The sequence below is a fragment of the Desulfitispora alkaliphila genome (assembly GCF_050433185.1).
Taxonomy (GTDB): Bacteria; Bacillota; Desulfitisporia; order Desulfitisporales; family Desulfitisporaceae; genus Desulfitispora; species Desulfitispora alkaliphila.
On the sequence record NZ_JBNPXS010000026.1, the window covers coordinates 1 to 24,824 of the forward strand.

General features: G+C 37.2%; 30 protein-coding genes. 14 read left to right on the plus strand and 16 right to left on the minus strand.

The features are described from left to right. Positions 1–104: 104 nt before the first annotated feature. On the minus strand, positions 105–1,694 hold the full coding sequence (locus GGQ84_RS10030) for a methylenetetrahydrofolate reductase C-terminal domain-containing protein (RefSeq protein ID WP_429162239.1): 1,590 nt from the start codon (positions 1,692–1,694) through the stop codon (positions 105–107). Positions 1,695–1,918: 224 nt separating this feature from the next. On the opposite strand from GGQ84_RS10030, the gene GGQ84_RS10035 reads away from it, so the two are divergent. From GGQ84_RS10035 to GGQ84_RS10085, 11 genes are all read left to right on the plus strand, one after another. Continuing rightward, a complete protein-coding gene (locus GGQ84_RS10035) occupies positions 1,919–2,407 on the plus strand; it encodes a YqeG family HAD IIIA-type phosphatase (RefSeq protein ID WP_429162241.1) in 489 nt (162 codons plus the stop codon). Positions 2,408–2,422: 15 nt separating this feature from the next. Further along, positions 2,423–3,298: a shikimate dehydrogenase gene (locus GGQ84_RS10040; RefSeq protein ID WP_429162243.1), complete on the plus strand. Its 876-nt coding sequence runs from the start codon at positions 2,423–2,425 to the stop codon at positions 3,296–3,298. Positions 3,299–3,425: 127 nt separating this feature from the next. Beyond that, positions 3,426–3,890, plus strand: a complete 465-nt coding sequence (locus GGQ84_RS10045; RefSeq protein WP_429162245.1) for a MerR family transcriptional regulator — start codon at positions 3,426–3,428, stop codon at positions 3,888–3,890. Positions 3,891–3,979: 89 nt separating this feature from the next. Next, positions 3,980–4,252, plus strand: a complete 273-nt coding sequence (locus GGQ84_RS10050) for a late competence development ComFB family protein (protein ID WP_429162247.1) — start codon at positions 3,980–3,982, stop codon at positions 4,250–4,252. A 19-nt stretch (positions 4,253–4,271) separates the two neighbouring features. Continuing rightward, positions 4,272–4,700, plus strand: coding sequence for a pyrimidine dimer DNA glycosylase/endonuclease V (locus GGQ84_RS10055; RefSeq protein WP_429162250.1), 429 nt, complete (start codon positions 4,272–4,274; stop codon positions 4,698–4,700). A gap of 88 nt (positions 4,701–4,788) precedes the next feature. After that, a complete protein-coding gene (gene miaA / locus GGQ84_RS10060; protein ID WP_429162252.1) occupies positions 4,789–5,742 on the plus strand; it encodes a tRNA (adenosine(37)-N6)-dimethylallyltransferase MiaA in 954 nt (317 codons plus the stop codon). Then, positions 5,739–5,972, plus strand: coding sequence for an RNA chaperone Hfq (hfq, locus tag GGQ84_RS10065; RefSeq protein WP_429162253.1), 234 nt, complete (start codon positions 5,739–5,741; stop codon positions 5,970–5,972). Before miaA ends, hfq begins: the two co-directional genes overlap by 4 nt. A gap of 106 nt (positions 5,973–6,078) precedes the next feature. Further along, positions 6,079–6,987, plus strand: coding sequence for an AAA family ATPase (locus GGQ84_RS10070; RefSeq protein WP_429162255.1), 909 nt, complete (start codon positions 6,079–6,081; stop codon positions 6,985–6,987). A gap of 87 nt (positions 6,988–7,074) precedes the next feature. Beyond that, complete coding sequence (locus tag GGQ84_RS10075) at positions 7,075–8,313, plus strand: methionine gamma-lyase family protein (RefSeq protein ID WP_429162257.1); 1,239 nt, start codon at positions 7,075–7,077, stop codon at positions 8,311–8,313. Positions 8,314–8,363: 50 nt separating this feature from the next. Next, complete coding sequence (gene glnA / locus GGQ84_RS10080; RefSeq protein ID WP_429162259.1) at positions 8,364–9,698, plus strand: type I glutamate--ammonia ligase; 1,335 nt, start codon at positions 8,364–8,366, stop codon at positions 9,696–9,698. 63 nt (positions 9,699–9,761) lie between these two features. Continuing rightward, a complete protein-coding gene (locus tag GGQ84_RS10085; protein ID WP_429162316.1) occupies positions 9,762–10,850 on the plus strand; it encodes a D-alanine--D-alanine ligase in 1,089 nt (362 codons plus the stop codon). Between the two features lie 11 nt (positions 10,851–10,861). Here GGQ84_RS10085 and lexA read toward each other — a convergent pair whose 3' ends face one another. Continuing rightward, positions 10,862–11,482, minus strand: a complete 621-nt coding sequence (gene lexA / locus GGQ84_RS10090) for a transcriptional repressor LexA (RefSeq protein ID WP_429162261.1) — start codon at positions 11,480–11,482, stop codon at positions 10,862–10,864. Between the two features lie 149 nt (positions 11,483–11,631). On the opposite strand from lexA, the gene GGQ84_RS10095 reads away from it, so the two are divergent. Continuing rightward, positions 11,632–11,925: a LysM peptidoglycan-binding domain-containing protein gene (locus GGQ84_RS10095; protein WP_429162263.1), complete on the plus strand. Its 294-nt coding sequence runs from the start codon at positions 11,632–11,634 to the stop codon at positions 11,923–11,925. 126 nt (positions 11,926–12,051) lie between these two features. Further along, the gene (locus GGQ84_RS10100; RefSeq protein WP_429162265.1) at positions 12,052–13,044 is read left to right on the plus strand and encodes a tyrosine-type recombinase/integrase; all 993 of its coding nucleotides are present in this window, start codon (positions 12,052–12,054) and stop codon (positions 13,042–13,044) included. Between the two features lie 37 nt (positions 13,045–13,081). Here GGQ84_RS10100 and GGQ84_RS10105 read toward each other — a convergent pair whose 3' ends face one another. The 3 genes from GGQ84_RS10105 to GGQ84_RS10115 form a co-directional block, all read right to left on the minus strand. Continuing rightward, positions 13,082–13,309 (minus strand): twin-arginine translocase TatA/TatE family subunit, encoded by a 228-nt coding sequence (locus GGQ84_RS10105; RefSeq protein ID WP_429162266.1) that lies wholly within the window; start codon positions 13,307–13,309, stop codon positions 13,082–13,084. Positions 13,310–13,371: 62 nt separating this feature from the next. Then, positions 13,372–13,716 (minus strand): hypothetical protein, encoded by a 345-nt coding sequence (locus GGQ84_RS10110; RefSeq protein WP_429162267.1) that lies wholly within the window; start codon positions 13,714–13,716, stop codon positions 13,372–13,374. A gap of 22 nt (positions 13,717–13,738) precedes the next feature. After that, on the minus strand, positions 13,739–15,448 hold the full coding sequence (locus tag GGQ84_RS10115; protein ID WP_429162269.1) for an ABC-ATPase domain-containing protein: 1,710 nt from the start codon (positions 15,446–15,448) through the stop codon (positions 13,739–13,741). A gap of 127 nt (positions 15,449–15,575) precedes the next feature. On the opposite strand from GGQ84_RS10115, the gene spoVB reads away from it, so the two are divergent. Next, on the plus strand, positions 15,576–17,111 hold the full coding sequence (spoVB, locus tag GGQ84_RS10120) for a stage V sporulation protein B (protein WP_429162270.1): 1,536 nt from the start codon (positions 15,576–15,578) through the stop codon (positions 17,109–17,111). On the opposite strand, the gene GGQ84_RS10125 is transcribed toward spoVB, so the two are convergent. The 11 genes from GGQ84_RS10125 to GGQ84_RS10175 form a co-directional block, all read right to left on the minus strand. Then, complete coding sequence (locus GGQ84_RS10125) at positions 17,112–17,360, minus strand: hypothetical protein (RefSeq protein WP_429162272.1); 249 nt, start codon at positions 17,358–17,360, stop codon at positions 17,112–17,114. Between the two features lie 15 nt (positions 17,361–17,375). Further along, a complete protein-coding gene (surE, locus tag GGQ84_RS10130) occupies positions 17,376–18,134 on the minus strand; it encodes a 5'/3'-nucleotidase SurE (RefSeq protein ID WP_429162274.1) in 759 nt (252 codons plus the stop codon). A 25-nt stretch (positions 18,135–18,159) separates the two neighbouring features. Beyond that, positions 18,160–18,336 carry a YpmA family protein gene (locus GGQ84_RS10135; RefSeq protein WP_429162275.1) on the minus strand — a complete coding sequence of 59 codons (177 nt, stop codon included), beginning with the start codon at positions 18,334–18,336 and terminating at the stop codon, positions 18,160–18,162. Positions 18,337–18,362: 26 nt separating this feature from the next. Beyond that, complete coding sequence (folE, locus tag GGQ84_RS10140; protein ID WP_429162277.1) at positions 18,363–18,920, minus strand: GTP cyclohydrolase I FolE; 558 nt, start codon at positions 18,918–18,920, stop codon at positions 18,363–18,365. A 15-nt stretch (positions 18,921–18,935) separates the two neighbouring features. After that, a complete protein-coding gene (locus GGQ84_RS10145) occupies positions 18,936–19,688 on the minus strand; it encodes a 7-carboxy-7-deazaguanine synthase QueE (protein ID WP_429162279.1) in 753 nt (250 codons plus the stop codon). Position 19,689: 1 nt separating this feature from the next. Then, positions 19,690–20,067 carry a 6-carboxytetrahydropterin synthase QueD gene (queD, locus tag GGQ84_RS10150; RefSeq protein WP_429162280.1) on the minus strand — a complete coding sequence of 126 codons (378 nt, stop codon included), beginning with the start codon at positions 20,065–20,067 and terminating at the stop codon, positions 19,690–19,692. A 21-nt stretch (positions 20,068–20,088) separates the two neighbouring features. Continuing rightward, positions 20,089–20,523 carry a Fur family transcriptional regulator gene (locus GGQ84_RS10155; RefSeq protein WP_429162281.1) on the minus strand — a complete coding sequence of 145 codons (435 nt, stop codon included), beginning with the start codon at positions 20,521–20,523 and terminating at the stop codon, positions 20,089–20,091. A 35-nt stretch (positions 20,524–20,558) separates the two neighbouring features. Further along, entirely contained in the window at positions 20,559–21,620 is a 1,062-nt protein-coding gene (locus tag GGQ84_RS10160) for an acyl-CoA dehydratase activase-related protein (RefSeq protein ID WP_429162283.1), read from the minus strand. 61 nt (positions 21,621–21,681) lie between these two features. Next, complete coding sequence (locus GGQ84_RS10165; RefSeq protein WP_429162285.1) at positions 21,682–22,647, minus strand: acyl-CoA dehydratase activase; 966 nt, start codon at positions 22,645–22,647, stop codon at positions 21,682–21,684. Continuing rightward, complete coding sequence (locus tag GGQ84_RS10170; RefSeq protein WP_429162287.1) at positions 22,632–23,732, minus strand: CoA protein activase; 1,101 nt, start codon at positions 23,730–23,732, stop codon at positions 22,632–22,634. The genes GGQ84_RS10165 and GGQ84_RS10170 overlap by 16 nt, the downstream gene beginning before the upstream one ends. After that, positions 23,729–24,700, minus strand: coding sequence for an acyl-CoA dehydratase activase-related protein (locus GGQ84_RS10175; RefSeq protein ID WP_429162289.1), 972 nt, complete (start codon positions 24,698–24,700; stop codon positions 23,729–23,731). Before GGQ84_RS10175 ends, GGQ84_RS10170 begins: the two co-directional genes overlap by 4 nt. Positions 24,701–24,824: the final 124 nt, after the last annotated feature.

A 24,824-nucleotide genomic window follows, 5' to 3' on the forward strand; every position in this document is an offset into this window, starting at 1 on the left:
CACCCTTGTCATTGGCTAGTGGTTCCCACTACCAAGCCCACAGCGGACTTTCACCGCCAAGTTACCGCCCGTGCCGGGCACACATAAAAAAGCCAGGAGCCGGCTTAAGCCGGTGCTCCTGGTTTTTTGTTATCTCCCGTACTTTTTTTTGTGGGATCAGTAATATTAAAGCGCTTAGCAGAGTGATCTCTACCTAAGAAGAAATTAAGCCAAGAAGCTTTTTGGTATAGATCCCAGTTACAAGGTGGAACAATGTATGAATCCAATTGAGTTTCTTCGCCATATTTCTTCAGACGAGCATAAGCTTTTACATAAATACACTTTTTCTTATTTGGATGCACTTCACACCAACCGTTAAAGCTACCCCCACAGGCGCCGTTGCGCTGATTTTTGGGGCACTGGGACATGGGACACACATAGGCTAAATCTGCTAAAGCGCAGTCGCCGCAGTCCTTGCAGTCATAAAGCATTACCTTTGATAGGTGCTCTAGTTTGTGGAAGGCACCTTCAACACCAGATCCATCAACTGCCTTACAGGTGCTACGCATCAAGCCGAAAAAGGGTTTTGATGGCTCAAAGGCCATACCGTGAACAAATCTAGATAAGCGGTAAGTAAAGCCAATACTGTCATCTAAGGGGCGCTTATCAATATTCACTGGCTTGTCTGTATTAAGTCCAGTTTTTTCATCCTTCTCAAAGTAATAGAAGCCGTTGGGTTGTGGGAAGTTGAATTCTGGCACAAAATCAAGCCAGTTAGCACTTAATTCTTCACCCTTATCGATTATATACTCAACCTGCTCGTATTTAATATTGTGCCCCCCGATGTGAACTCCTGCAAAACCCATACCCTTCATTATTGCATACATTTTAGCTGATCTTAATAAACGGGCGCTGAGGCCTTTATCTTCAGCTTTGCGTTCTTTATCAATTTCAGCCAAGAGTTCATCTGTAACTACGCAACCTGGTAACTTGTTCTGATTCATTATTCGTCCCGCTCCAAAGGGGAGGATATAAATATTCCCTACCACAGGTATATCAATATTATGAATTTTCAAAAATTGAAGAACCTCGTGAAACTTTCGAGCGTCATAACCCAACTGTGTTACTATGAATTGAGCACCTGCTTTAATTTTCTTTTTCATTTTGTTGTATTGGATCATTAGTTCTGCTTCAGTAGATTTAAAAGGTGAGACTGCTGCGCCTGAGAAGAAGTTACTTTGTTGGTGTGTAATGGGACCTTTAAAACCTTGAACAACGAGGCCTTTGTTCATATCGGTTATTAGTTCTAAGGTGTGAACTGGATCTAGATCAAATACTGGTTTAGGTCTTCCTTGGAAGCCTGTAACAACATAATCTCCAGTCATAACTAATAGATTTCTTACATTTGCTCTGTCTAATGAGTAGAGTTGACTTTCAGCTTGGTTACGGTTCTTGTCTTTACAAGTAAAGTGGACCAGAGGCTCGATTCCCAACTTCAGTATTTCCATCCCCAAATAATCAGCTAATATGGCAGGGTTGCCACCAGGGTTGTCAGTAATAGTTAGTGCATGGATGCGCCCCCCCTTAGCTGCTAGCTCAGCACTTGCTAGTGCACTTTCCTGAGCTTTTTCCCGTGCACCTCTCCCTGGTACTAGTTCCCATGTGATAGACATGGTGTCCTTATCCAACAGTGATTGTGCAAAACGATTTTCCATAAATGTTTCCTCCCCCTTTGAGCTATTGGCGTCAATTAGTGCAGAGAAAACCATATTCGTTACTATGACCTTTATACCAAATTATACTATCACTGATTTTAACTGTCAACAGGCTATATCTTAAGTTAAATGGTCATATGAGAGACTGTTTGGATGATTTGACTAAAAGGTCAAAAACTTGGTACAATTAGATAATAAAAATCGGAAGGATGTTGTCTAAAATTATGTTAAAGCTATTACAACCAAATTTAGCTGTAGATTCTATTTTTCATATAGATCTTGAAAAACTGAAGGCCAAAGGAATTGAGTACTTATTAATTGATTTGGATAACACTATCACTGAATGGAATAACCACCAACTTCCCACTAAAGCTATTCAGTGGTTTAGTAGTCTTGATGATTATGGGTTACGAGCGTGTATAGTTTCCAACAATACGGAAGAAAGGGTAGCTAAGGCTGCCAAAGAGCTAGGAATTCCTGCTGTGTCAAAGGCACAGAAGCCAAGAACTAAAGCTTTTGCTCGGGCTATGAAAATGCTTAATGCCCATAAGCATAACACAGCCATGATTGGAGATCAGGTTTTTACCGATGTCTTGGGTGGAAATCGTTTAGGAGTTTACACAATATTAGTGTTGCCTATGAGTACTAAGGAGTTTTTTGGCACTAAATTTGCTAGGATGCTAGAGAGAGTTGTTCTAAAGAGAGGTAAATAGGAGGCTCTTTTAGTTATGGAGAGTTACATAAATGGAAATACAAAAACCTGTGTTTTAATTGGAAATCCAGTAAGTCATTCCTTTTCGCCGGCCATGCATAACAGAGCCTTTCAAGAGTTGGGATTAAATTGGGTTTATATACCAACACAAGTGGAAGAAAGCAATTTAGAGAGAGCTATGGAAGGAATAAGGTCACTTTCCATTAGGGGAGCAAATGTAACTATTCCCTATAAAGAACAAGTTATTGAACATCTAGATCAGGTTAAAGGAGAAGCTCGCTTAATTGGTGCCGTAAATACTATCCTTAATATAGAGGGAAAATTAACAGGATATAACACAGATGGTCAAGGTTTTCTTCGGTCGCTAGCGCAAGAGAAAGTAGATCTTCACGGTAAACGAGCTGTTATTTTGGGAGCTGGCGGATCAGCTAAAGCAATAGCAGTGTCCTTAGCTGCTGCAGGAATTCTAAAGATAGTTTTTGTCAACCGCAATCTACAAAGGGCGGAGGGATTGTCTCAATTGATTAAGGATAATTTCACTTGCAACACATCAGTAGTTTCGTTGGAGGACAAGGAACTGTTGCGAGAATGTTTGAAGCAAGCTGATCTGTTAATCAATACTACTCCTTATGGAATGTATCCACGGCATCAGGTAGAAACAATTGTACCTGAGGAGTATTTGGACAACAATCTGATTGTTGTCGATTTAATTTATAATCCTCAGAGGACAGTTTTACTTGCTGCCGCAGAAAAGAAAGGTTGCAAAACTATTTCTGGTATGGGCATGCTGCTGTATCAAGGAGCATTAGCATTTGAATTATGGACTGGACAGAAGGCCCCAGAGGGAATAATGAAAAAAGTTTTGTTAGCAAACATGAATTTGCAAAAATGATGGCTAAAAATGCTGTCATTTTTTTTCGAAATATGTTGTAATATTTTGGAAATAAATTAAAGGTTTTATGACTATTACCCTGAAAATATATAGTAAATATTATAATATGTTTTGGGAGGGGTATAATATGACCCAAAAGTTGACTCTACAGCAGATTTCAACTATTTTGCAGGTAGAGATAAGCACACTTAGATTTTGGGAAAAAGAGTTCAGTGAGTTTTTAGATGTAAATAGTCCAAAGGGAAGTAGGCGCAGGTACAATGATCGCCAACTTGAAACTTTTCAGCAAATTAAGGAATTGTTGCAGACCGAGATGTATACAATTAAAGGGGCTAAGAGACGGATCGAATTGGAAAAAACTCTAACTAGTGCCATGGGAATTGAACACAATTTTAAAACTGCTGTATTTTTTATGCTCACTTCAATTATGGAGGAACTACAAGCAGCTAAGGAAGAGAGTAAAAATCTAAGTCAGCAAATGGAACTCTTGCGAAAAGAAAAGGTTTTTGTGGAAAATCAATTATTTGAAGAGCAAAATAAGGGTTTGCTGGACTTCTTAAAGGGAAAAATAGCAAAAAATGAAACAGCGTAATTTTAGACTAAATTTCACAAAACTAAAGGAATAATATCCCCAGTAGCGAATAAATACAATATCTAGAAAAATGCAAAGGGGATGAGGCCATGGAGGTGCAACTTAAAAATTATATGGAGGTAATGGTGTTTGAGGTTTTAGAGCATTTGCTATCTAATGATACTGATGTATGTTCATGTAAACGTTGTAAGTTAGATATGGCTGCAAAAGCACTTAACTCATTACCTCCCAAGTATGTTGTAAGCCAGCATGGAGAAGTCTATACAAAGACAAATGTATTACACCAACAAGCCAAAACAGATGTTTTGGCTAAAGTAGCTCAGGCAATTGAACACGTTAAGAAAAATCCAAAGCACGATTAAATGAGGCAGGGGTAGCATAATGCGTTTATGGAGTATCCATCCAAAATATTTAGATGCAAAAGGTTTAGTGGCCTTGTGGCGGGAGGCTTTATTGGCACAAAAAGTACTCATGGGAAAGACTAAGGGGTATACTAAACATCCGCAGTTAAAGCGTTTTAGAGATTGTGGGAACCCACAAATAGCAATTAATACATACCTATATTACGTTCAAGCTGAAGCCACTAAACGAAACTATAATTTTGATTCCTCAAAAATTGGGACAATAGATTTAGAGTATACTATTGAGGTTACAGAAGGTCAGTTGCAATACGAGTTGAGCCACCTTCTGAAGAAACTTGCTCTAAGGGATAAAGATAGATATGAGCTGTGGAAGGATATTGAACTACCAGACACTCATCCTTTGTTTATAAGTCATTCTGGTGAAATAGCTTCCTGGGAAATAACATAACCTTTGGTCAATAATGTCATATATGATATAATAAAAAAATAAGTATATAATAGCTTCTTTGTTATAAGACAAAATAGAGGTGTTTTTTTTGAGTGAAAATTTATTATTGATTGTGGGTCCAACTGCAGTGGGCAAGTCAAATGTGGCAGTGCAAGTTGCCCACAAGTTAAATGGAGAAATAGTATCGGCAGATTCCATGCAAGTATATAAAGAATTTGATATTGGCACAGCTAAGATTACTCCAAAGGAACAGCAGGGGATACCCCACTATATGATAGACGTAGTAAATGCAAAACAAGAGTTTAGTGTAGTGCATTATAGAGAACTAGCACTAGAGGCTATTTCCGAGATACATAAGAAGAATAAATTACCCATAATGGTAGGCGGAACAGGCCTTTATGTGCGAGCTGTAATTGACCCTTATAAGTTTCAGGAACAACCTGTAGATAATGAGTATCGAGAAGAATTGGAGAAGATAGCTAGCGAGCAGGGATCACACTTCTTGCACCGGCAGTTAGAACAAGTGGACCCCCAAGCTGCTACAAGGATTCACCCTAACGATTTGCGAAGAATAGTTAGGGCTTTGGAATACTTTAGAACTACTGGTGAGCCAATCAGTTTATCGCAAGATGCTAAATATAGTGATAATTGTATTTTTGACGTTACAATGATAGGTTTGACTATGGATCGAGATAAATTGTATCAGCGGATTAATGCCAGAGTAGATGAGATGATTTCATCAGGTTTGATTGAAGAGACGAAGGCTAATTTAGAGAAAAGCTATGGCTCAGATACAATACCTATGGGTGGAATTGGCTACAGTCAAATTATAGATTACCTACATGGGAAACATAGTCTAGATGAAGCCATTCGGTTGATTAAGCGAGATACAAGGCGTTTTGCTAAAAGACAACTTACATGGTTTAGACGCGATAAGAGGATAAAGTGGATTGAAGTAGATAAATATCCCAACTTTGAAGCAGTGGTTGATGAGATTATAGATCTTACTGAAAATAATAAGACGGGGGTTGTATCAGAATGAATAAAAACCAAATTAATCTTCAAGATTCTTTTTTAAATTTAGTTAGAAAAGAAGTTACTCCTGTAACCATATACTTGGTAAATGGGTTTCAGCTTAAGGGAATCGTTAAGGGATTTGATAACTTTACAATTATTTTAGAAAATGACAGTAAGCTTCAAATGGTTTACAAACACGCGGTTTCTACAATCTCTCCTACAAAGCAGATAAATTTTAATTTCGATGTAAAGTAGCTCCCAGCAATGGGAGTTTTTTTGTTTTCACACTTCCTTACCTAGATGAGTATATTATATGAAGAATTATAGTGAAGAATCTAAGGAAGAAGGTAGGTGAGAGCAATTGGCTATAACTGTGAAATTTCGGGAAAACGAAAAGCCTGAATTCACACCTCTTCCCACAGTTAAGCCCAAGCCCGTTAGTAGAAAGCAAAATCCCAGTGGTGATAAAATCAAGAATGTATTAGAAGAATTAGATAACCTTATAGGTTTAGAAGACGTAAAAGGTCTTGTTTGGGAGATTTCTGCTTTTGTAGAAATTCAAAAAAAGAGGGCAAGGGAAAAATTAAATTCTCAGCCCACTGTGATGCACATGGTATTTAAGGGAAACCCAGGTACAGGGAAGACCACAGTGGCCAGGATAATCGGAAAGCTATTTAGAGAACTGGGCATCTTACAAAAGGGGCATGTAATTGAAATTGAGAGAGCTGATTTAGTAGGTGAGTATATAGGTCAGACGGCTCAGAAAACTAAGGCTCAAATTAAAAAGGCTCAAGGAGGAGTACTATTTATTGATGAAGCTTATTCTTTAGCTCGAGGTGGAGAAAAGGATTTTGGCAAAGAAGCAGTGGATAGTTTAGTTAAGGGGATGGAAGATCATAAGGATAATCTCATACTGATACTAGCAGGATATAAAGAGGAAATGGATACTTTTATGCAAACTAATCCTGGCCTTAGGTCTAGGTTTCCCATACAAGTAGATTTCCCCGATTATCGAGAAGAAGAGCTTTTAGAAATTGGTGAGCAAATGCTGAAAGAAAGACAGTACTATTTATCCCAAGAGGGAAAGGAATATTTGAAGCATTTAATTAAAGACAAGGTAGTTTTTGGACACCGCTATAATGGGAACGCTAGAATGATGAGAAATGTGATTGAAAGGTCAATAAGGCGTCAAGCGGTGAGACTTGTGGAGAGACAAAGCATTACTCGCGATGAGCTTATGATTATTGAAAGGGAGGATTTAGTGGAGTAGTTTTTGAGTGGCAGGTTCTTTGCTGCTCAGGGGCTTTATGTTACAATTATTGAAGTAATATTACATTAGAAGGGATAGAGAAACTAAATGAATAGTGATCATTTCAGTATTATTGTTGCAAATGCTTTGGAAAATACGAAAAAGCTTTCTGAGAGTCTTGATACAGTTGCTTTACATAATCAAAAAAAGGTACTTACTGCTTTTACCCAAGCCAGAGTTGGTTATGAGCACTTTCAGTACAGTACTGGTTACGGATACGGTGATTTGGGGAGAGAGACCTTAGAAAGGATAGTTGCCCAAGTTTTTAATGGGGAGGCTGCCCTAGTGAGGGGTCAAATATCTTCAGGAACTCACGCAATTGCCTGTTGTCTTTATGGCAATTTAAAACCGGGAGATAAACTGATGTCCCTAGCAGGTGCGCCATATGATACTCTGGCTCAAGTTTTGGGAACAACAGGAGGAAGCAACGGGTCCCTAGCGGATTTAGGTGTTCACTATAGTCAAATAGAGCTGCAACCAGACGGGTGTCCAGATAAAGAAGCAATTGGGGAGAGAGTAGCTGCAGAAAGGCCTAAAATGGTATTAATCCAGAGGTCTAGAGGCTACTCATGGCGTCCATCCATTTCAATTACAGAAATTGAGCAGATAATCAAAATAGTCAAGGGGATTGACTCCAGGATTATTTGTTTTGTAGACAATTGCTATGGTGAATTTGTAGAATCTAAGGAGCCTACCCAAGTGGGGGCAGATTTAATAGCTGGGTCTATGATTAAGAATATGGGTGCGGGATTGATACCCACAGGAGGGTACATAGTGGGAGCTGAAGAGTATGTGGAAGCAGCTGCAAATCGTCTGACTGCTCCTGGTATTGGCTCCCATGTGGGTGCCACTTTGATTGACCCAAGAATTCAATATCAGGGAATTTTTACTGCGCCCCATGTTACTAAACAAGCGCTATTGAGCGCTATTTATGCGGCGTCAGTTTTTTCTCAGATGGGGTATGAAGTTTCACCTGGACCACAGGAAAAGAGAACTGATATTATCCAAGCCATAAAACTAAATACAGCTGATAAAATGCAGTTGTTTTGTCGAGGATTACAAGCTTTCTCGCCTATAGATTCTCATGTAGAACCACTTCCTGCTCCTATGGCTGGTTACGACGATCAAGTAATCATGGCAGGGGGGACCTTTGTCCAAGGTTCTTCTATTGAATTAAGTGCAGATGGACCGCTCAGAAGTCCTTATGCGGTTTACCTTCAAGGAGGACTAGCTTTTGAACATAGCCAATTAGCAATAAATAATGCTGCTGCTCAATTGCTTAAGTAAAAACAGTATGTTAAAATATAGGAATAGTATTTATTAAGGAGATGAAACAATTGATTAAGCTTACAAAGGAAGATGTACTTAGAAAAGCTAAAGAGTTAAATGTCAAATTTGTACGTCTACAGTTTACTGACATCTTTGGTGTGTTGAAAAATGTAGCCATTACTGTGGAGCAATTAGAAAAGGCTCTTGATGGTGAAATGATGTTTGATGGATCATCAATTGAAGGCTTTGTGCGAATCGAAGAATCGGATATGTATTTGAAGCCAGACCCCTCAACTTTTGTTACCTTCCCATGGAAATCAAAAGGTGAAGGTGCTGTTGCCAGATTAATATGTGACGTTTATGATGCTAATAATGAACCATTTACTGGATGTCCTAGAAATACTTTGAAACGGGTATTAAAAGAGGCTGCAGATATGGGCTATACAGTAAATGTGGGCCCGGAAGCGGAGTTTTTCCTGTTTTTAATTGATGAAAACGGGCAGCCTACTACTAATACTCATGATAAGGCCGGCTATTTTGATTTGACTCCAGTGGACCTAGGGGAAAATGCAAGAAGAGATATGGTTCTAGCACTACAGGATATGAACTTTGAGATTGAGGCTTCTCACCATGAGCTGGCTCCAGGTCAGCACGAAATTGATTTCAAATATGACGATGCCTTAGCTGCTGCAGACAACATAGCTACTTTTAAGTTTGTAGTTCGTACTGTTGCACAGCAGCACGGACTTCATGCCACTTTCATGCCAAAACCCATTTATGGGATAGCTGGTTCAGGGATGCACGTAAACATATCTCTTTTTGAAAATGGTAAGAACGCGTTTTATGACTCAAATGCGGAAAACAAATTAAGTGATGTGGCTGTTAAGTTTGTGGGTGGAGTATTAGAGCACGCATCTGGTTTCTGTGCAATTACTAACCCAACAATTAACTCCTATAAGCGTTTGGTATCTGGATTTGAAGCACCGGTATACATTGCTTGGTCTGAAAAAAACAGAAGTCCTTTGGTGCGTATCCCCGCAAAGCGAGGCAACAGCACTAGGGTTGAGTTGAGAAGTCCAGATCCATCATGCAATCCATACTTAGCTTTAGCTGTTACAATCAAAGCTGGTTTAGACGGAATTAAGAAGAATACAATGCCTCCTAAGCCAACAGATAAGAATATCTATACTATGACTCCAGAAGAGCGAGAAGAGTATCAAATAAAAGATTTGCCAGAAAGCTTAGAGGAAGCCATGAAAGAATTATCTAAAAATGAAGTTGTTAAAGAAGCATTGGGAGAGCATGCTTTCTCAAGGTTTATGGAAGCAAAACGAATTGAATGGAATAATTATCGATTGCAAGTCCATAAATGGGAAATTGACGAATATTTAACTAAATTTTAGTTTTAAACGCCTTTCTCATTCATAGAATAATAAGTAGATAGGAGGCGATAAGTTTTGAGTAAAGTGAATTTAGCTTTGGTTTTTGGTGGTAAATCTGGAGAGCACCGGGTATCAATAATATCTGCAGCTTCTATCATTCAGTTTCTAGATCAAGATAAATACAATGTAATCCCAGTATATGTTACCAATGAAGGTGAGTGGCTAGGGCCAATAGATCCTCGGGAGCTGTTAGAATCAGAGGATAAAACCCTAGTTGGAAGAGGAAAGCAGATTACCTTTTTGCCTATACCTTCTATACAAGGGCTTAAAGTGATTGATACTGGCGAAACTATACCAATAGATGTGATTTTTCCAATTATCCACGGGACCTATGGGGAAGATGGCACCATTCAAGGGTTATTTGAATTAGCGGATATTCCCTATGTGGGTGGCGGTGTGATGGCTTCGGCTGTTGGAATGGATAAACTGGCTATGAAGGCTGTATATGCTAATAACGGTTTACCTCAAACTAAATACGTAGCCCTTAAGCGCTCACAAGTGCATCAAGATGAAAAGCTTGAGCAAGTGATAACAGAAATCGAAACAAAATTGGGATATCCCTGTTTTGTGAAACCAGCAAACCTGGGATCTAGTGTAGGCATAAACAAGGCTAAAAACAAATCAGAATTAGAAAAAGCGCTAATTGAAGCGGCTCTCTATGATAGCAAGATCCTTGTAGAGGAATTTGTAGACGTTAGGGAAGTGGAAATCAGTGTCTTAGGTAACGAAGATTTGAGCGTATCAGTGCCTGGAGAGATTGTGCCTGGAAATGAATTTTACGATTACAATGCTAAGTATATAGATAATAATTCTAAGCTTATAATTCCGGCAGAATTAGATGAGGAAGTACTTGCTAAATTAAGTAATTTAGCAGTAAAATCATATCAAGCTATTGATTGCAAGGGATTAGCAAGAGTAGACTTTTTTATAACTAAAGACGATGGAAGAGTGTTAATTAACGAAATTAACACCCTTCCAGGGTTTACAAACGTGAGTATGTACCCTAAACTGTGGGAGGCTTCGGGATTACCATATAAGGAGCTTCTAGATCGGGTAGTTCAGCTGGCTCAACAGGAGTATGCTGAAAAGAAAAAGAATAAGGTAGTGTATTAATAAATGCTACTTTATGCCAGGTGTCTATAAACACCAATAACTTTACCTAAAATGGAAAGTTCTTTTGCCATTATAGGCTCTAACTGACTGTTTTCTGGTTGCAACCGGAAACAGTCAGTTTCTTTATAGAAGGTTTTTACAGTGGCCTCTTCATCAATAAGAGCAGCTACAATGTCACCGTTGTTAGCAGTGCTCTGCTGTCTAACTAACACATAATCCCCATCTAAGATACCAGCCTCGACCATACTATCTCCTTTAATCGATAACATGAAAACCTGATCTGCTTTTGCAATTTCAGCGGGGATAGGGAAGGTGTCTTCAACGTTCTCGAAAGCTAAAATTGGTTGCCCAGCTGTAATGCTACCTAAAATGGGAACATCTACGGTTTCTTTTTTGGGGGCAGTATTAGAAGATCCGTCTAGTACTTCAATTGCCCTAGGTTTAGTGGCGTCTCGACGAATATAGCCTTTTTTTTCTAAGTTGGATAAGTGACTATGTACTGTAGAAGTAGAATTCAGACCTACAGCTGCTGCTATCTCTCGAACTGATGGGGGATAGCCTTTTCTCTTTAATTCAGATTTTATGTACTGTAAAATGGTTTGTTGTCTGTTAGTCAAATCTATATATGTCATAAAAATACCTCCTTTGGTGAAATTATACCATATCATGCTAAAGAGTGCAAACCTGTGTTCGTTTTTCTATTGACATCGAACAGGTGTTTTGATATTATGTTAGTAGAAAGAGAACATTTATTCGATTAAAATTTTAGGAGGTAGGTTAAATGGTTAAATGGAAGTTTAATTGGAAGCGGATTTGTATAGTTGTAATAGTGGTAAGCTTCATGTTAACACCAGTGGTATTTGCCTTATCTTCAGAGAAAGACTCATTAACAAAGACGATTGTAGTAAAACAGGGTGATACGCTATGGAATATTGTACGAGAACAATATCCTTATTCAAAAGATATTCGCAAAAATATATATGAAGTGAGAAAACTCAATTACATAGATCAGCACATTTATCCAGGTCAGGAAATAATAATCCCTGTAAACAAAGACCACTACTTGAATAAGTAGTGGTTTATGCTTTGTGTCAATTCTTAATGTAACTTCGTGAAAATAACTTTATACGAAGTACTTGTAAAGTTCTTTACTCTATGGTATTATTAGCAAAAATAGCTTATTTTGGAGGTTTTGTGTATCATGTTAGATTTAGCAAACTTACCTGCGCCGGCATACAAATTTTTAGATTACTTAGAACGAGATAAAAATTATTCTAAGCGCACAGTAAAATCGTACGCATCAGATTTATCTATTTTTTTCAGATGGCTCTTGCACCACAGAAAAATGGTTGTGCAAGAATCTGAGCAAGAGTTTAAAGAGTACTTTGCTCAAATTGACGCTACAGCTGTTACTATGGATATGGTCGATTCTGTTACCGAAAATGAGATTCGTCAATACTTTCGCTTTGCTGAAAGCTTGCTAAAGCTCAATATCAATGCTAAAACCCGTAAAATTGCTAGTCTCAAGAGCTTTTATAAATATTTATTAGTACGAGATAAATCTATCAAAACTGACCCTACGGTTGGAATTGAGTATCCAAAAATGCCTAAGAAAAAACACATATTTCTCTCTATGGATGAAGTTGAACGTCTGTTTGCAGCTGTTAACGAAACTGATAGTAAGTTTAAAATGCGCAACAAGTGTATTCTCATACTGTTTTTAAACACCGGGATGCGACTTAGTGAGCTTACTGCTTTAGATTTAGACAGTATTCGCAGTGACTTTACGTACTTGAGTGTTATTGGTAAAGGTAATGCAGAGCGATTTATACCATTAAATGAAGCGTGCAAAAAAGCGCTGTTAGATTACCTTAAGGAGCGTCCTCGAAATGAAAAAATAAAACCCAATAGTCAAAATGCCATCTTTTTAAGTAAAAACTACTCACGTATGACCCCTAGAGCTGTGCAGAACATCTTAAAGGATCTAATAAAAAAAGCAGACTTACCCGATTATATTACAGTTCACAAGTTGCGTCACACTTTTGCCACACACCTATACGATAGTGGTGCTGCTGATGTTTTAGAGTTACAGCAGTTACTGGGACACAAGGATATTAGCACAACTAAAATATATACCAATATCAGTCAAGAACGCCTTAAACACGCAGTAGATAAATCTCCTTTTAATAAATAAAAGTAATAAATAAAAAGAGAGGAAAATTCCCTCTCTTTTAAGCCTTTTTATTTTCATCTGTTTCCTGAGTATTATCAGTATTATCTTTTTCTTCTTCTTTTTCATTATCATTTTTACCTGAAGTTGCCGACTTAAATTCTCTTATACTCTTACCTAAAGACTTGCCTACTTCAGGTAACTTACCAGGACCAAAGATTATCAAGGCAACAGCTAATATTAATATTAGCTCAGTAACACCGAAATTTGGAATAAAACCGAAAGTCATAAACTTAACCTCCTCTGCTGAGTATTGCAAAAACTTAGTTGGTTTCTTTTAAATGTTATTTATTAATTTCTACGTTTAAGGGAAATTTCCTTTAACATTTTTAATTTTTCTAAAATAGCGACGTGGGCGTTGTCAACTGTAATTGCTATATCCTTCTCTTTAGTTTTAAAAACTAGTTCATATGTGTCTTCATTGTACAATAAATCTAGTAAATCTTCTTGGGGTAACTCTGTTACCCTTATACCTAAAAGAAACTTTTTCTTTGCTATAAGGATTTGCTTATTGGTAATAACTAATGCGGCATTGGTATTTAACAATAATGATACCTTCGTTAATTCTGTCATCTTAATATAATCTTTGAACTTTTTCTCAAATTCAGATGGTAATTTTTCAAGTAATGTCAGCATTTCACCACAACCTCTTATAACCCTATTTTGTTTTTGTAAACTTCAATTCTCGCCATCTGTTAAATGCTGTAGCTATCTCATGCTTGCGAGGCAAGGCTAGCTGGCCTGGATGCCCTCCTTTAAAGATTGATATCACATCTAGCCCCTTTGCATCTATATCAGCAAGAACTTTATCGATTAATTGGTTTAAGGATAAACCCAATGAGCTATAGTTTTTTAGTGCGTAATTAATTATAAAACCAATTGCTCTTGTCTGACTGGGATCAGCCAACTGTTCTACATGACTAAGAGAGATATTAGTTTTGTTAATTTGTATAGAATTCTTACCCTTTGCATCTATTTTCAGTTTAGAGCTATCTAAAACCTTTGGAAAGATAGGAGTTCTTTCTTTTATATGTCCAAAGCTGTCTCCCCCCTCCTTCTTCCTTGCGTCCCTGTATTTCTCTGAAATCTTCTTTGCTTGTTCAGTAACATCCGTAACGCTATATTCATGGAGCATTATCACATTATCAGCTACATCAAAGTAGTCCCCTACTCCACCAACAACTAGTATAGTGGAAACCCCGTTTTCCTTCCACAATTGCCGAGCTTTATCAATAAATGGAGTAATAGGCTCCTTATCTTTACTCACCAACTCTTGCATGCGTTTGTCTCTAATCATAAAATTAGTAGCGCTAGTGTCCTCATCTATTAATAGTAGTTTGCTTCCGCATTCCAAGGCTTCGTTAATGTTAGCTGCTTGGGAAGTACTGCCGCTAGCATCAGCACTAAAAAATTCTACTGTATTCTGACCAAAAGGGAGATTGTTGATAAAAGAGCTTATGTCCACATTAGATACATAACGACCATCTTCTGCTCTAATTTTTGCTGCAGATTCCTCAGTAGCAACTAACTCTCTGCCATCACCGAGAATATGATTGTAAACTCCCCGTTCAATTGCTTGGAGCAGTGTTGACTTGCCGTGATATCCACCACCCACAATTAAGCTAATACCTGCGGGCAATCCCATACCGACCACTTTACCACGATTAGGCAAATTGATTTCTACTTGAAGTTCTTCAGGTGTTTTAAAAGGTACTAGGTTTTCAGATTGTAATGGTCTATTACTAATTCCGCTTTCTCGAGGTAAGATTGATCCGTTTGCTACAAATGTTACCAGACCCAGTCTTTTAAGCTCTTTCCTTAGAGTATATTGGTCTTCTGATAATTTTATGAATTCAGAGAGCTTAGTGGCATCAATAGCTTTATAGTAAATAGAAGATGAAATAATTTTTGGCAACTCATCAGTTAACATTTCTAGCGCTACTCGGGCAAGTACCCTTCTACCTCGCGCTGGCAAGCCTATAGTCAATCTTGCTTCTATATAATCAGAGTTTACTACCACAGCGGTTCTATTCAAAATCTCTTGGCCGCCACTGTCAATTTCTATTATGCCACTTTTTCCAGTTCCCCTTATGCCTTTAGCGATCTTTTTTATGGCTTTATGTACCTGGCGAGTTAGAAAGTCCTCTAAGGCAATTCGTTTGTACTGAGTATCAAATAAATCAGTTTTGAAACCAGCGTTCACTTGCTCTACTCTTGCCCTAATCTTTGTAGGTGTAGCAAAGGGATCGCCTTGGATGTAGTCCAAGTAAAGTGAAAAATTTGGAAAGTTAAATTTTCCTGTTAAATCTTTATAACGACTATAACTTTGATTATCCATGGTATTTATTTTCTTTATTAATTGATTCATGAAAAGACCCTCCTCATATATCTGTTTCAACAGTTACTTTTATTTTCCTGTTTAATAGTCTTTACTTTTTCAGCATGATGAGCAGTTTTTAGCATATTATTTCTTAAAAGTCTTCTGGAGGCCAGAAATGACAAAGCAATCAATTTTAATGGGTGCAGCAATACTTTTTATTGCTAGTTTATTTAATAGAATTTTAAGCTTTGGCTATCGTGTAGCTATTATTCGAATTGTTGGAGATGAGGGAATTGGTTTATATGAAATGGTATTTCCCATTTATGTAATGGTATTAGTTTTAGCTACAGCCGGTATTCCCTTGGCTATGTCAAAATTAGTATCTGCAGAGATGGCTAAAAACAATATAGCTGGAGCTTACAAGATCATGAAGATAGCTACTGTTTTTTTGATGATTTCTGGTTCTTTTTTTACTTTAGGTCTATATCTTGTTCTGCCTTACCTAGTAGATAGAGCCTTTGCAGATCCTCGAGTCTACTTAATTTTAAAAACAATGATTCCAGGAATTTTGCTTGTATCTATTTCCTCAGTCTTTCGGGGCTTTTTTCAAGGCCTACAGCAAATGACACCCACTGCAATTACCCAGATAGTTGAACAGATAACTAGAGTGGCAGTAGGAATCTATCTGAGTCTTTTACTGCTACCCCATGGTTTGGAATACGGGGTTGTGGGAATCGCAATAGGTATGGTTGCGGGGGAAGCTGTAGGATTACTAACTATTTATGCTATCTATCGCAGGAAAAGGCCGACTCCGCCCAACTATCAGAGCTCTTTGCGCTCAGTTACTATACTGAAAAATATACATGAGCTTTCAATTCCTATTACCCTTACGCGGATTGTTTCAAGTGTAATAATGTCTATTGAGGCTATGTTAATTCCCCAAAGACTTCAAGCGGCTGGTTTTACTTTTAGAGAAGCCACATCCCTGTACGGTCAATATTCAGGTATTGCCATGTCACTATTAGTTCTACCAACAGTATTTACAATTTCACTAGCTGTAACTCTAATTCCCTCAATTTCTGAGGCAGTTGCCAAAAATAATATTAGATCTATTCAGCAGCGAACTATGTTGAGTATTGCTATGACTTTCATGATTGGAATTCCCAGTGCATTGGTTTTTTTTGTACTTGCTGAGAATTTTACAGTGGCACTCTTTAATAATAGAGAAGCTGGTCAAGTCTTGAGGATTTTAGCATTAGGAGGAGTTTTTTTATATTTACATCAGACCTGTTCTGGGATTCTCCAAGGATTAGGCGAAGTTAAAATCCCTTTGATAAACTCTATCGTGGGAGGAGCTATTCGACTAGGTGGAATCTACTTGCTAGCAGCTATACCATCCTACGGCATTAAGGGAGTTGCCATAGCAGTCAATTTAAGCTTCTTAACAGTTGCATTTTTAAATTTATTGGCACTGGGAAAGTTAGTTAACTTTGAACTAGATGTTAAAAACAGCATTGTTAAACCTCTAATAGCTAGCTTAGTCATGCTATTAGTTATAATACAATTAAAAAAACAGCTGCTGGTAACAGGTAGTGATTTGGGTTCACTACTGCTAATATGCACTGCAGCTGCTGGTGTTTACTTTTTAATGTTAGTACTAACCGGAGCAGTCAATCTCAAGTCAATTATCTTGAGGTTAAAGCGTTGGTAGTTATAGGTATTTCTTTTTGATCTTTATAAAACCAAGGTAAACAACAAGGGCCAATATTATAAATATTATTAATTGGTATACAAAAAATATACGTAGACTGTTTACCATAGCTAGCAGTAGGCCTAGAATTACTGGTAATAAAAAGGCTTCATATGGAGACTTAGTAGTCTTTTTGCCACTAAATCTGTCCGTGATAACATCTAGATTAAATATGAAAAAGAATATAAAGATATAAAACAATAAATGCATAACTTCCCCCTTTCATTAGTTCCAGTTCCAGGCGGAAACCTTATCTATTAGGTAATGATTTGTTAAATCGAAGTGAATAGGAGTAATTGAAATGTAGTTATGCTTTACAGCATATACATCAGATTCTGGATGCGGATTGCTTTCATCAACATCCCCTGTAAGCCAATAATAGACATTTCCTCTAGGGTCTTTTCTCTCTTCATATACGTTTGCATATTTTCTTTCGCCTAAACGAGTTACTTTCACACCTTTAATTTTATCGGTTGGCACATTGGGAATGTTTACATTTAATAAAGTATCCGGAGGCAAGTTGTTAGAAAGACTTTTATCAATTAACTCTTTAATAAAAGCTGCTGCATTAGTATACGACTGGGGGTTTGGATCGGCTAAGCTAATAGCTACTGCCGGCACTCCTAACAGTGCAGCTTCAATTGCTGCAGATACAGTTCCAGAATACAACACATCTGTTCCTAAATTGGCTCCGCGATTAATACCTGAAAGACATATATCAGGTCTATCCTCTTTTAGAATAGTGGTTAGAGCTAACTTCACGCAATCAGCCGGAGTTCCGTCCACAGCCCAACCCTTTGAATTATCATTGTAATTAAATGTTTTAGCATATAGAGGGTAGTGCATCGTTATTCCATGACCTGAAGCACTTTTTTCTGTTTTAGGAGCTATAGTGTTGACTTCTCCTAAATCTTCAACTATTTCTCTTAGGGAAATAATCCCATGAGCATTTATACCATCATCATTAGTCAAAAGAAATTTCATAAATACTTTATTCCTCCTGATATATTTATATCTCGTATATAGATAGAGTAAATCCCTCTTTATCGTCTTTAGCAATACCGAACATTAGTTTCTTCTCTCTTAAGGATTTATTCAGGAAATCTACTACCTTATAGAGCTCAGCTTCTTCTTCAAAAGATTTTAGTGCGATTAACTCCAATTTTTCTTCCTTATTATCCTCCATTTTAAACCTCCTGAGTTACACTTAATTTAGTTTTTTATTAACGAAAATGCTTCTGCTCTAGTTGCTTCATTAGTCTTAAATAACCCTCTAACAGCAGATGTGATAGTTGCAGAGCCTGGTTTTTTTACTCCCCGCATAGTCATACACATGTGTTCAGCTTCCACTACTACTATTACTCCCTGGGGGTCAAGTGATTCCATAATGGAATCTGCTATTTGAGTAGTTAACCGCTCTTGTAATTGAGGTCTTTTAGAGAAACCCTCAACAACCCGTGCTAATTTACTGAGACCTGTTATTTTACCCTTTCTGGGAATATAAGCCACATGAGCCTTACCATAAAAGGGTAAAAGGTGGTGTTCACACATGGAATATAAAGGGATATCCTTAATTAGTACCATTTCTTCATGACCTTCAGTGAATACTACATCTAAGTGCTCTTTAGGTTCTTCTTTAAGCCCGCAAAAAATTTCCTCGTACATTCTAGCCACTCTTTTGGGGGTATCTACCAGTCCTTCTCTATTAGGGTCTTCTCCGATTGATTCTAATATCATGCGAACTGCTTCTTCAATTCGGGTTTTATCCATATGGCACCTCCGAAATTATAGTAAACCTATTTGTTTGTGGGTTTGGGGAATAATTCGCACATCCCTTAACTGACTTAAACCTAGCTGTTGAAAATGTAACAGCTTTGATGCTGATGGGGCAATTTTAACATTACTTGTGGGCGTAACTGGTTGAATTATCAAAGGAATACTAGAATCCACTTGAGCTATCATATTAACCATATTTGAATACGCCTCTTCTGTATTATTCTCTGCTACCACAACTTTTAAATAGAGGTCTTTATTTCGGGCAATTTGTAAGAATTTTCTTTGAGCAATTGCTATTTCTTCATTCCAATCAGGCAAAGTCTCTGGAAGTTTCAAGTCCATACTAATAATGTCAATCTGTTCAATGCATTTATTGAGTTCATTTGGCAGAGTTCCATTTGTCTCCAAAAAGGTTTTAACACTTCTAGATTTTATATACCTTGCTAATTCATTTAAAAACTCTGCATGCAATAAAGGTTCGCCACCAGTAAAGCTTACTGAATGATGAGGACAACTATTAAACCAGATATCAAGTTGTGCCCTAATTTGAGCTATTGATATAGGATTTTTAATTTTTTCGATGTCACCTGTTCCCGGTAAAGTTTCTAGAGCACAAAAGTCAGAATTGAATATAGTATCGCAATAGGAACACTTAAGGTTGCAACCGGAAAAGCGTAAAAAAGCTTGTCTACACCCTACATAAACTCCTTCGCCCTGAACAGAGGAAAACATCTCTATAATATTTGCATTTTCAGTGGACAAATTATCTCTCCTCACTATAAATGGCACAAGATTTCTCTGATTCCCAAACTTCTACCTGGTGAACTGCCACGTGCTCTGGTAGGGCTACCTGAAATTTATTGTAGATATAGTATGCTAAGTTTTCAGCAGTTGGGTTCAACTCATCATCTGTAAAACCGTCCACATTATTTATTAGCTTATGATCAAATTGATCTGTAACCTTAGCTAATAGAGTTTTTAAATCACCAAAGTCAATCAATAGCCCTTGATGGTTTAATTTACTTCCCTTAACCGTTACTTCGATTTTCCACGTATGGCCGTGGATATTTGAGCATTTACCTGAATATTGTCTCAGATAATGTGCACTGTCAAAATGGGATATTACTTTTAAAAAATACAATTACGGTAAACCTCCTGTTATTTAAGTCTGACAATTACTGCAATAGCCGAAGAATTTTAATTGATGATCAATGATTTTAAAATTACTTTTTTGAGCAATATTTTTTTCTAGAGTTTCAAGTTGGTCATCGTCAAATTCTGTAACCTTACCGCACTTAACGCATATTAAATGATGATGATGATGAACCTCTAAATCTGAAAACTCATATCTGCTCTTACCATCGCCAAAGTTTACCTTTTGCAGAATTTCTAATTCAGCTAAAAGATCTAGTGTTCTGTAAACGGTGGCAAGGCCAACATCAGGGTTTATGTCCCGGACAATGGCATATACCTCCTCGGCACTGAGGTGCTGCTCAGCATTTTCTAAAAAAATCTTTAAAATTATTTGTCGCTGAGGAGTTATTTTGTAATCATTCTGATGTAGCTTTTCACAAATTTCTTCTAGTGTAAGCTTCATTTTTTCACCTACTATACAATAATTTAAATATAATTTTACAGCATGTCAACAAATGCTTCTAATCTAGTATACATGTTTGTAGCCGAACTGTGTTCATCTAAGGTCAAATACATTACTGGTATATCAAATTTTGTAGAAATACTGGGCAAGATACTTCTGGCAACTATTTCAGGGGTACAAGTAAGTGGCATCAGATGAATAATTCCTGCAGCTTTTTTGGCATAGTTAACAGAATTGCCAATTGTGTCTAGTCCATGTCCACCTACAGAGTTCTTCAGATAACATAATGCAGATTTTTTTACACTCCTGCCATAGGGGGTAAGTCTATAGCTAAAGATGTTGCTTTTTAGCCATGTAGAAACATTAATACTTGGACTAACTTGAACCCCGAGTTTCCCTAATTCCCTAATAATATTATAGTTGCATGAATGGTCTAGCATTATAAAAATATCACCAACTAATCGTATTACATGGACCTTTTCACCACTCTCACCCTTATAAACTTCAAGAAATGATGCTTTTTGCTGAAATTCTAAAGCAGCAGCTTGGATTTCTTTGATAGTAAAAGCATTGTCTATGGTTTTTAAAAAATGTTCATGTGCTTTTTCCAATTTCATGAAACCTTCGGTACTTGTTCGTGGCCGGGAATAAAATAATCGCTCTTCTATTTTCTCAATAGTAATTAATTTGAACCAACTAATTCTTAATGCATTAAAAAACTTTTTTAAGGTTAAATCGGGATTCAAATTCTTAAAGAACTTATATTTATTAACATTGGAATCACTTAAATCGATAAACTGACACTTAAATCCGTGTTCATCAGTGATTTGCTTAATCAAATGACCATAAAAGCCAAAACGACAGGGACCATTACCTCCTAACATTATAAACGCATCTGCACCTAGCGCTATTGATTCCATGATATTTCCTAAATTAGCTTTAAAGGGTAAGCAGATGGACTCTGGAGCATATTTTGCTCCGAGAGCAATAGTTTTTTGAGAAGTTGGCGGAGGCAACATCACATCTACGTTCATCTCGATTAGCAAAGTTTTTATTGGAATTGATAATGTTCCCATGTGGGGAAAAGTTATTTTCAAGGGGATACCTCCTAAAATGTACTCTCCCCTCTTAATTTATCCAAAATAAACCAATTTAATACTAGCTTGCAGCCACCTCCCACTTACCACATCGATCTCCCCATCTGGCTATAAGTTTATCGTCAATGTGTATATTAATGATTTCGCACAGGTTGGGACACCCTTTGCATTCAAAACTGCTAGCATTGTATTTCATGTCACTTACAGCAAAACCTTTAAAGGAGGTCTTGTTGTTAGGATTGTTTTTCATTTCTGAAATTGCTAAGCAAGCAGCTCCAACTGCTCCCATAACGTTGTGGTGCTTTGGTATGGTGACTTTCTTACCTAATGCTTCTTCAAAAGCATGTTTGATTCCTATATTTGCGGCTACGCCACCTTGAAAAACAATAGGCTCTAATATATCTTTGCCCTTACCTACATTATTTAAATAATTTCGTACTAATGCTTCACAGAGCCCTGCTACTATATCTTCTGTATTATGCCCCATTTGTTGTTTGTGAATCATATCAGATTCAGCAAAAACTCCACAGCGACCAGCAATACGGACTGGAGACTTAGATCGGATCGCTATCTTGCCAAATTCCTCTATGGGTATATTTAATCGATTAGATTGTTGATCTAAGAATGACCCAGTTCCTGCAGCACATACAGTATTCATGGCAAAATCGGTGACTATGCCATCTCGCATCAGAATAATCTTGGAATCTTGGCCCCCAATTTCTATAATAGTTTGAGCATTTGGAACTAATTTTGTTACCGCTACAGCATGGGCTGTAATTTCATTTTTTACAATATCCGCACCCACTATTACCCCAGTGAGATTACGAGCGCTTCCTGTTGTGCCAACTCCTTTTATAACTATGTCAGAAGGCAATTTGGAGCCAATTTGTCGCAATCCATCTTGAACAGCTTTAATGGGTTGGCCATTGGTTCTTATATATAAACTTTCTAAAACTTGATATTCATCATCAATAATAACAACATTAGTACTAACAGATCCTACATCAATTCCTAAGTAGCCATGCATGAGGCAGGTTCTCTCCTCTCTAGCCGTTTTTGTTTTAATAAGTCGATGAATGCTTCTAATCTAGTTTGGATACCAGCTTTTCCTGTTTGTTCATCAAGGAAAATAGTCATAACTGAAATATCTAAATCCTTAGAGATCTGCGGCATAATACTTTTAGCCACAATTTCTGGGATACATGTAAAAGGTGCTAACTGTACAACTCCGTCAAAGCCTTCATTTGCATAGATAACAGTTTCTCCAACGCTATTGATACCATGACCGCCAACTAATTCAGTTAAGTACGGACGAGCTGCATCCTCGATATTAGCAATTCCCTTTGATTTAGCATTTTCTCTAGTCCAATCCGTTAAATAAATAGACCTATGGGTTTCAACACCCATTTCTCCAAGTGTTGTCTCAATGTCTAAATTAATAAATGGCTCTAAAACTACATATATTTCTCCTATTAGACCCACCTTAGGACAATCTCTATTTAAGTCTTGAGGGATATTTTTTAATATTTTTCCAGTCTCTAACCTTGCCTTCTGTAATTCAGTACTAGTGTGTGACCGATCTATTATTTGGAGACATTTTTTATAAGCGGTTGTTGTCTCACCTTTAGTTATCTCCCTAGGTCTAACCTTAGAAGCGAGAATTTCTGTTTCGTCTAGTAGCTTAAGTTTATCCCAACCTAGCTTGAATTCCTTCCAAAACTTAACCCAGGAGATGTTGTTTGGCTTTATTATTCTGTTTATTTTACCTAGAAAATCTTTTATATCTCTTTTTGGCGGTTCAAAGATAACCATTTCAAATTCATATCCCAAATCTTTTAAAATCTTTTCGTGAAGCATCCCGTATATACCAGCTCGACATGGTCCCACTCCACCAGAAGCTATTATCATTTCAGCGCCATTCTCTAAAGCTTCAATGTAGCTTCCCAGTAGAACTTTAAATGGAATACAAGCAAATTCAGGACTATATTTTGTGCCGTAGGTTAAAGTCCTCTTACTAGGCTGCGGTGGCACCACCGGTTCGTGCCCAACTTGTTCAACTAGCTGCTTAAAAGCTATATGGGAAGTTCCCATGTAGGGAAAAGTTATTTTCATCTAGTTTCACTCCTCAAACGAATCATATCCACAAAAGCCTCTAGCCTAGTTATCAAGCCCGCCTCTCCAGAATGCTCATCTATGATTAAAGACATAAAGGGAACACCATTTTCTTTACAACTCAGTTCCATCAGTTTATCCACCATTGCATCAGGGCCACAGCCAAAAGCCGTAACATGAATAAAACCATCTAGTTTCTTTTCTAGATAGTGATAGTGAGCTCTAATGACGTTATTACTATAATGCCAGAACAGATTTTTTGGTATTTTACTTATCTGACACTTAAGCTGTTCGTTGGTAAGCATTTCCACGGTGTGTATCTCAACATTCATGGCTTCTAACTTTTTTAAGAAATTCACATTAATAAAAGGGTCGTATAACTCGTATGGGTATCCCAGTATAGCAAGTTTAACTGCCGTATCATTTTTGCTTAACAGGAAGTTACTGTTTTTATTATTTTGTAAATAATCTAAAGGTTTTGCTCTTGAAAGCAGACTATTTTCGTAGTCTTTTTGTTCTTTTAAAGCAGATCTATAAGCTTGAAATATTTGAAACGTTCCCTTCTTGAGCTTTTCCCCAATATCTTTGCAAACTTTCCAAAGTTCAAACCTACCCTTTTTTAAATCTACTCTAGGGGCTATTAATTGGGGAAGGTTATCGATTGAATGTCGGACCATATCGGGTAAACCTAAAAACTTTGGACAAAAAGTAGCCTCTTTATTAACACTAACCATACGAGGAATGAAAATATAATCTACCCTATCCTTCAACTCCATTACGTGACCATGGTATATTTTAATAGGGACACATGCATCAGTTACAGTTTCTTTTACCCCCATATCTAAGATCTCTTTTGTTGTGATAGGAGAAGTTTCGACTTTGAAATCTAACTTCTCAAAAAAAGTTTTCCATAGTGGAAAGTGCGAATAATAAAATAAAGTAGCCGGAAAACCTACTGTCTTTTCCACAATGCCCCTCCTTCGTAACTTCTTTACAATGTTCTAATCTTTATTCGTCAAAAAAATTTAAATCCCTGCACAAACAACATATCATAAAGACATTCTTTTATAAATATTAATACATATAATTATT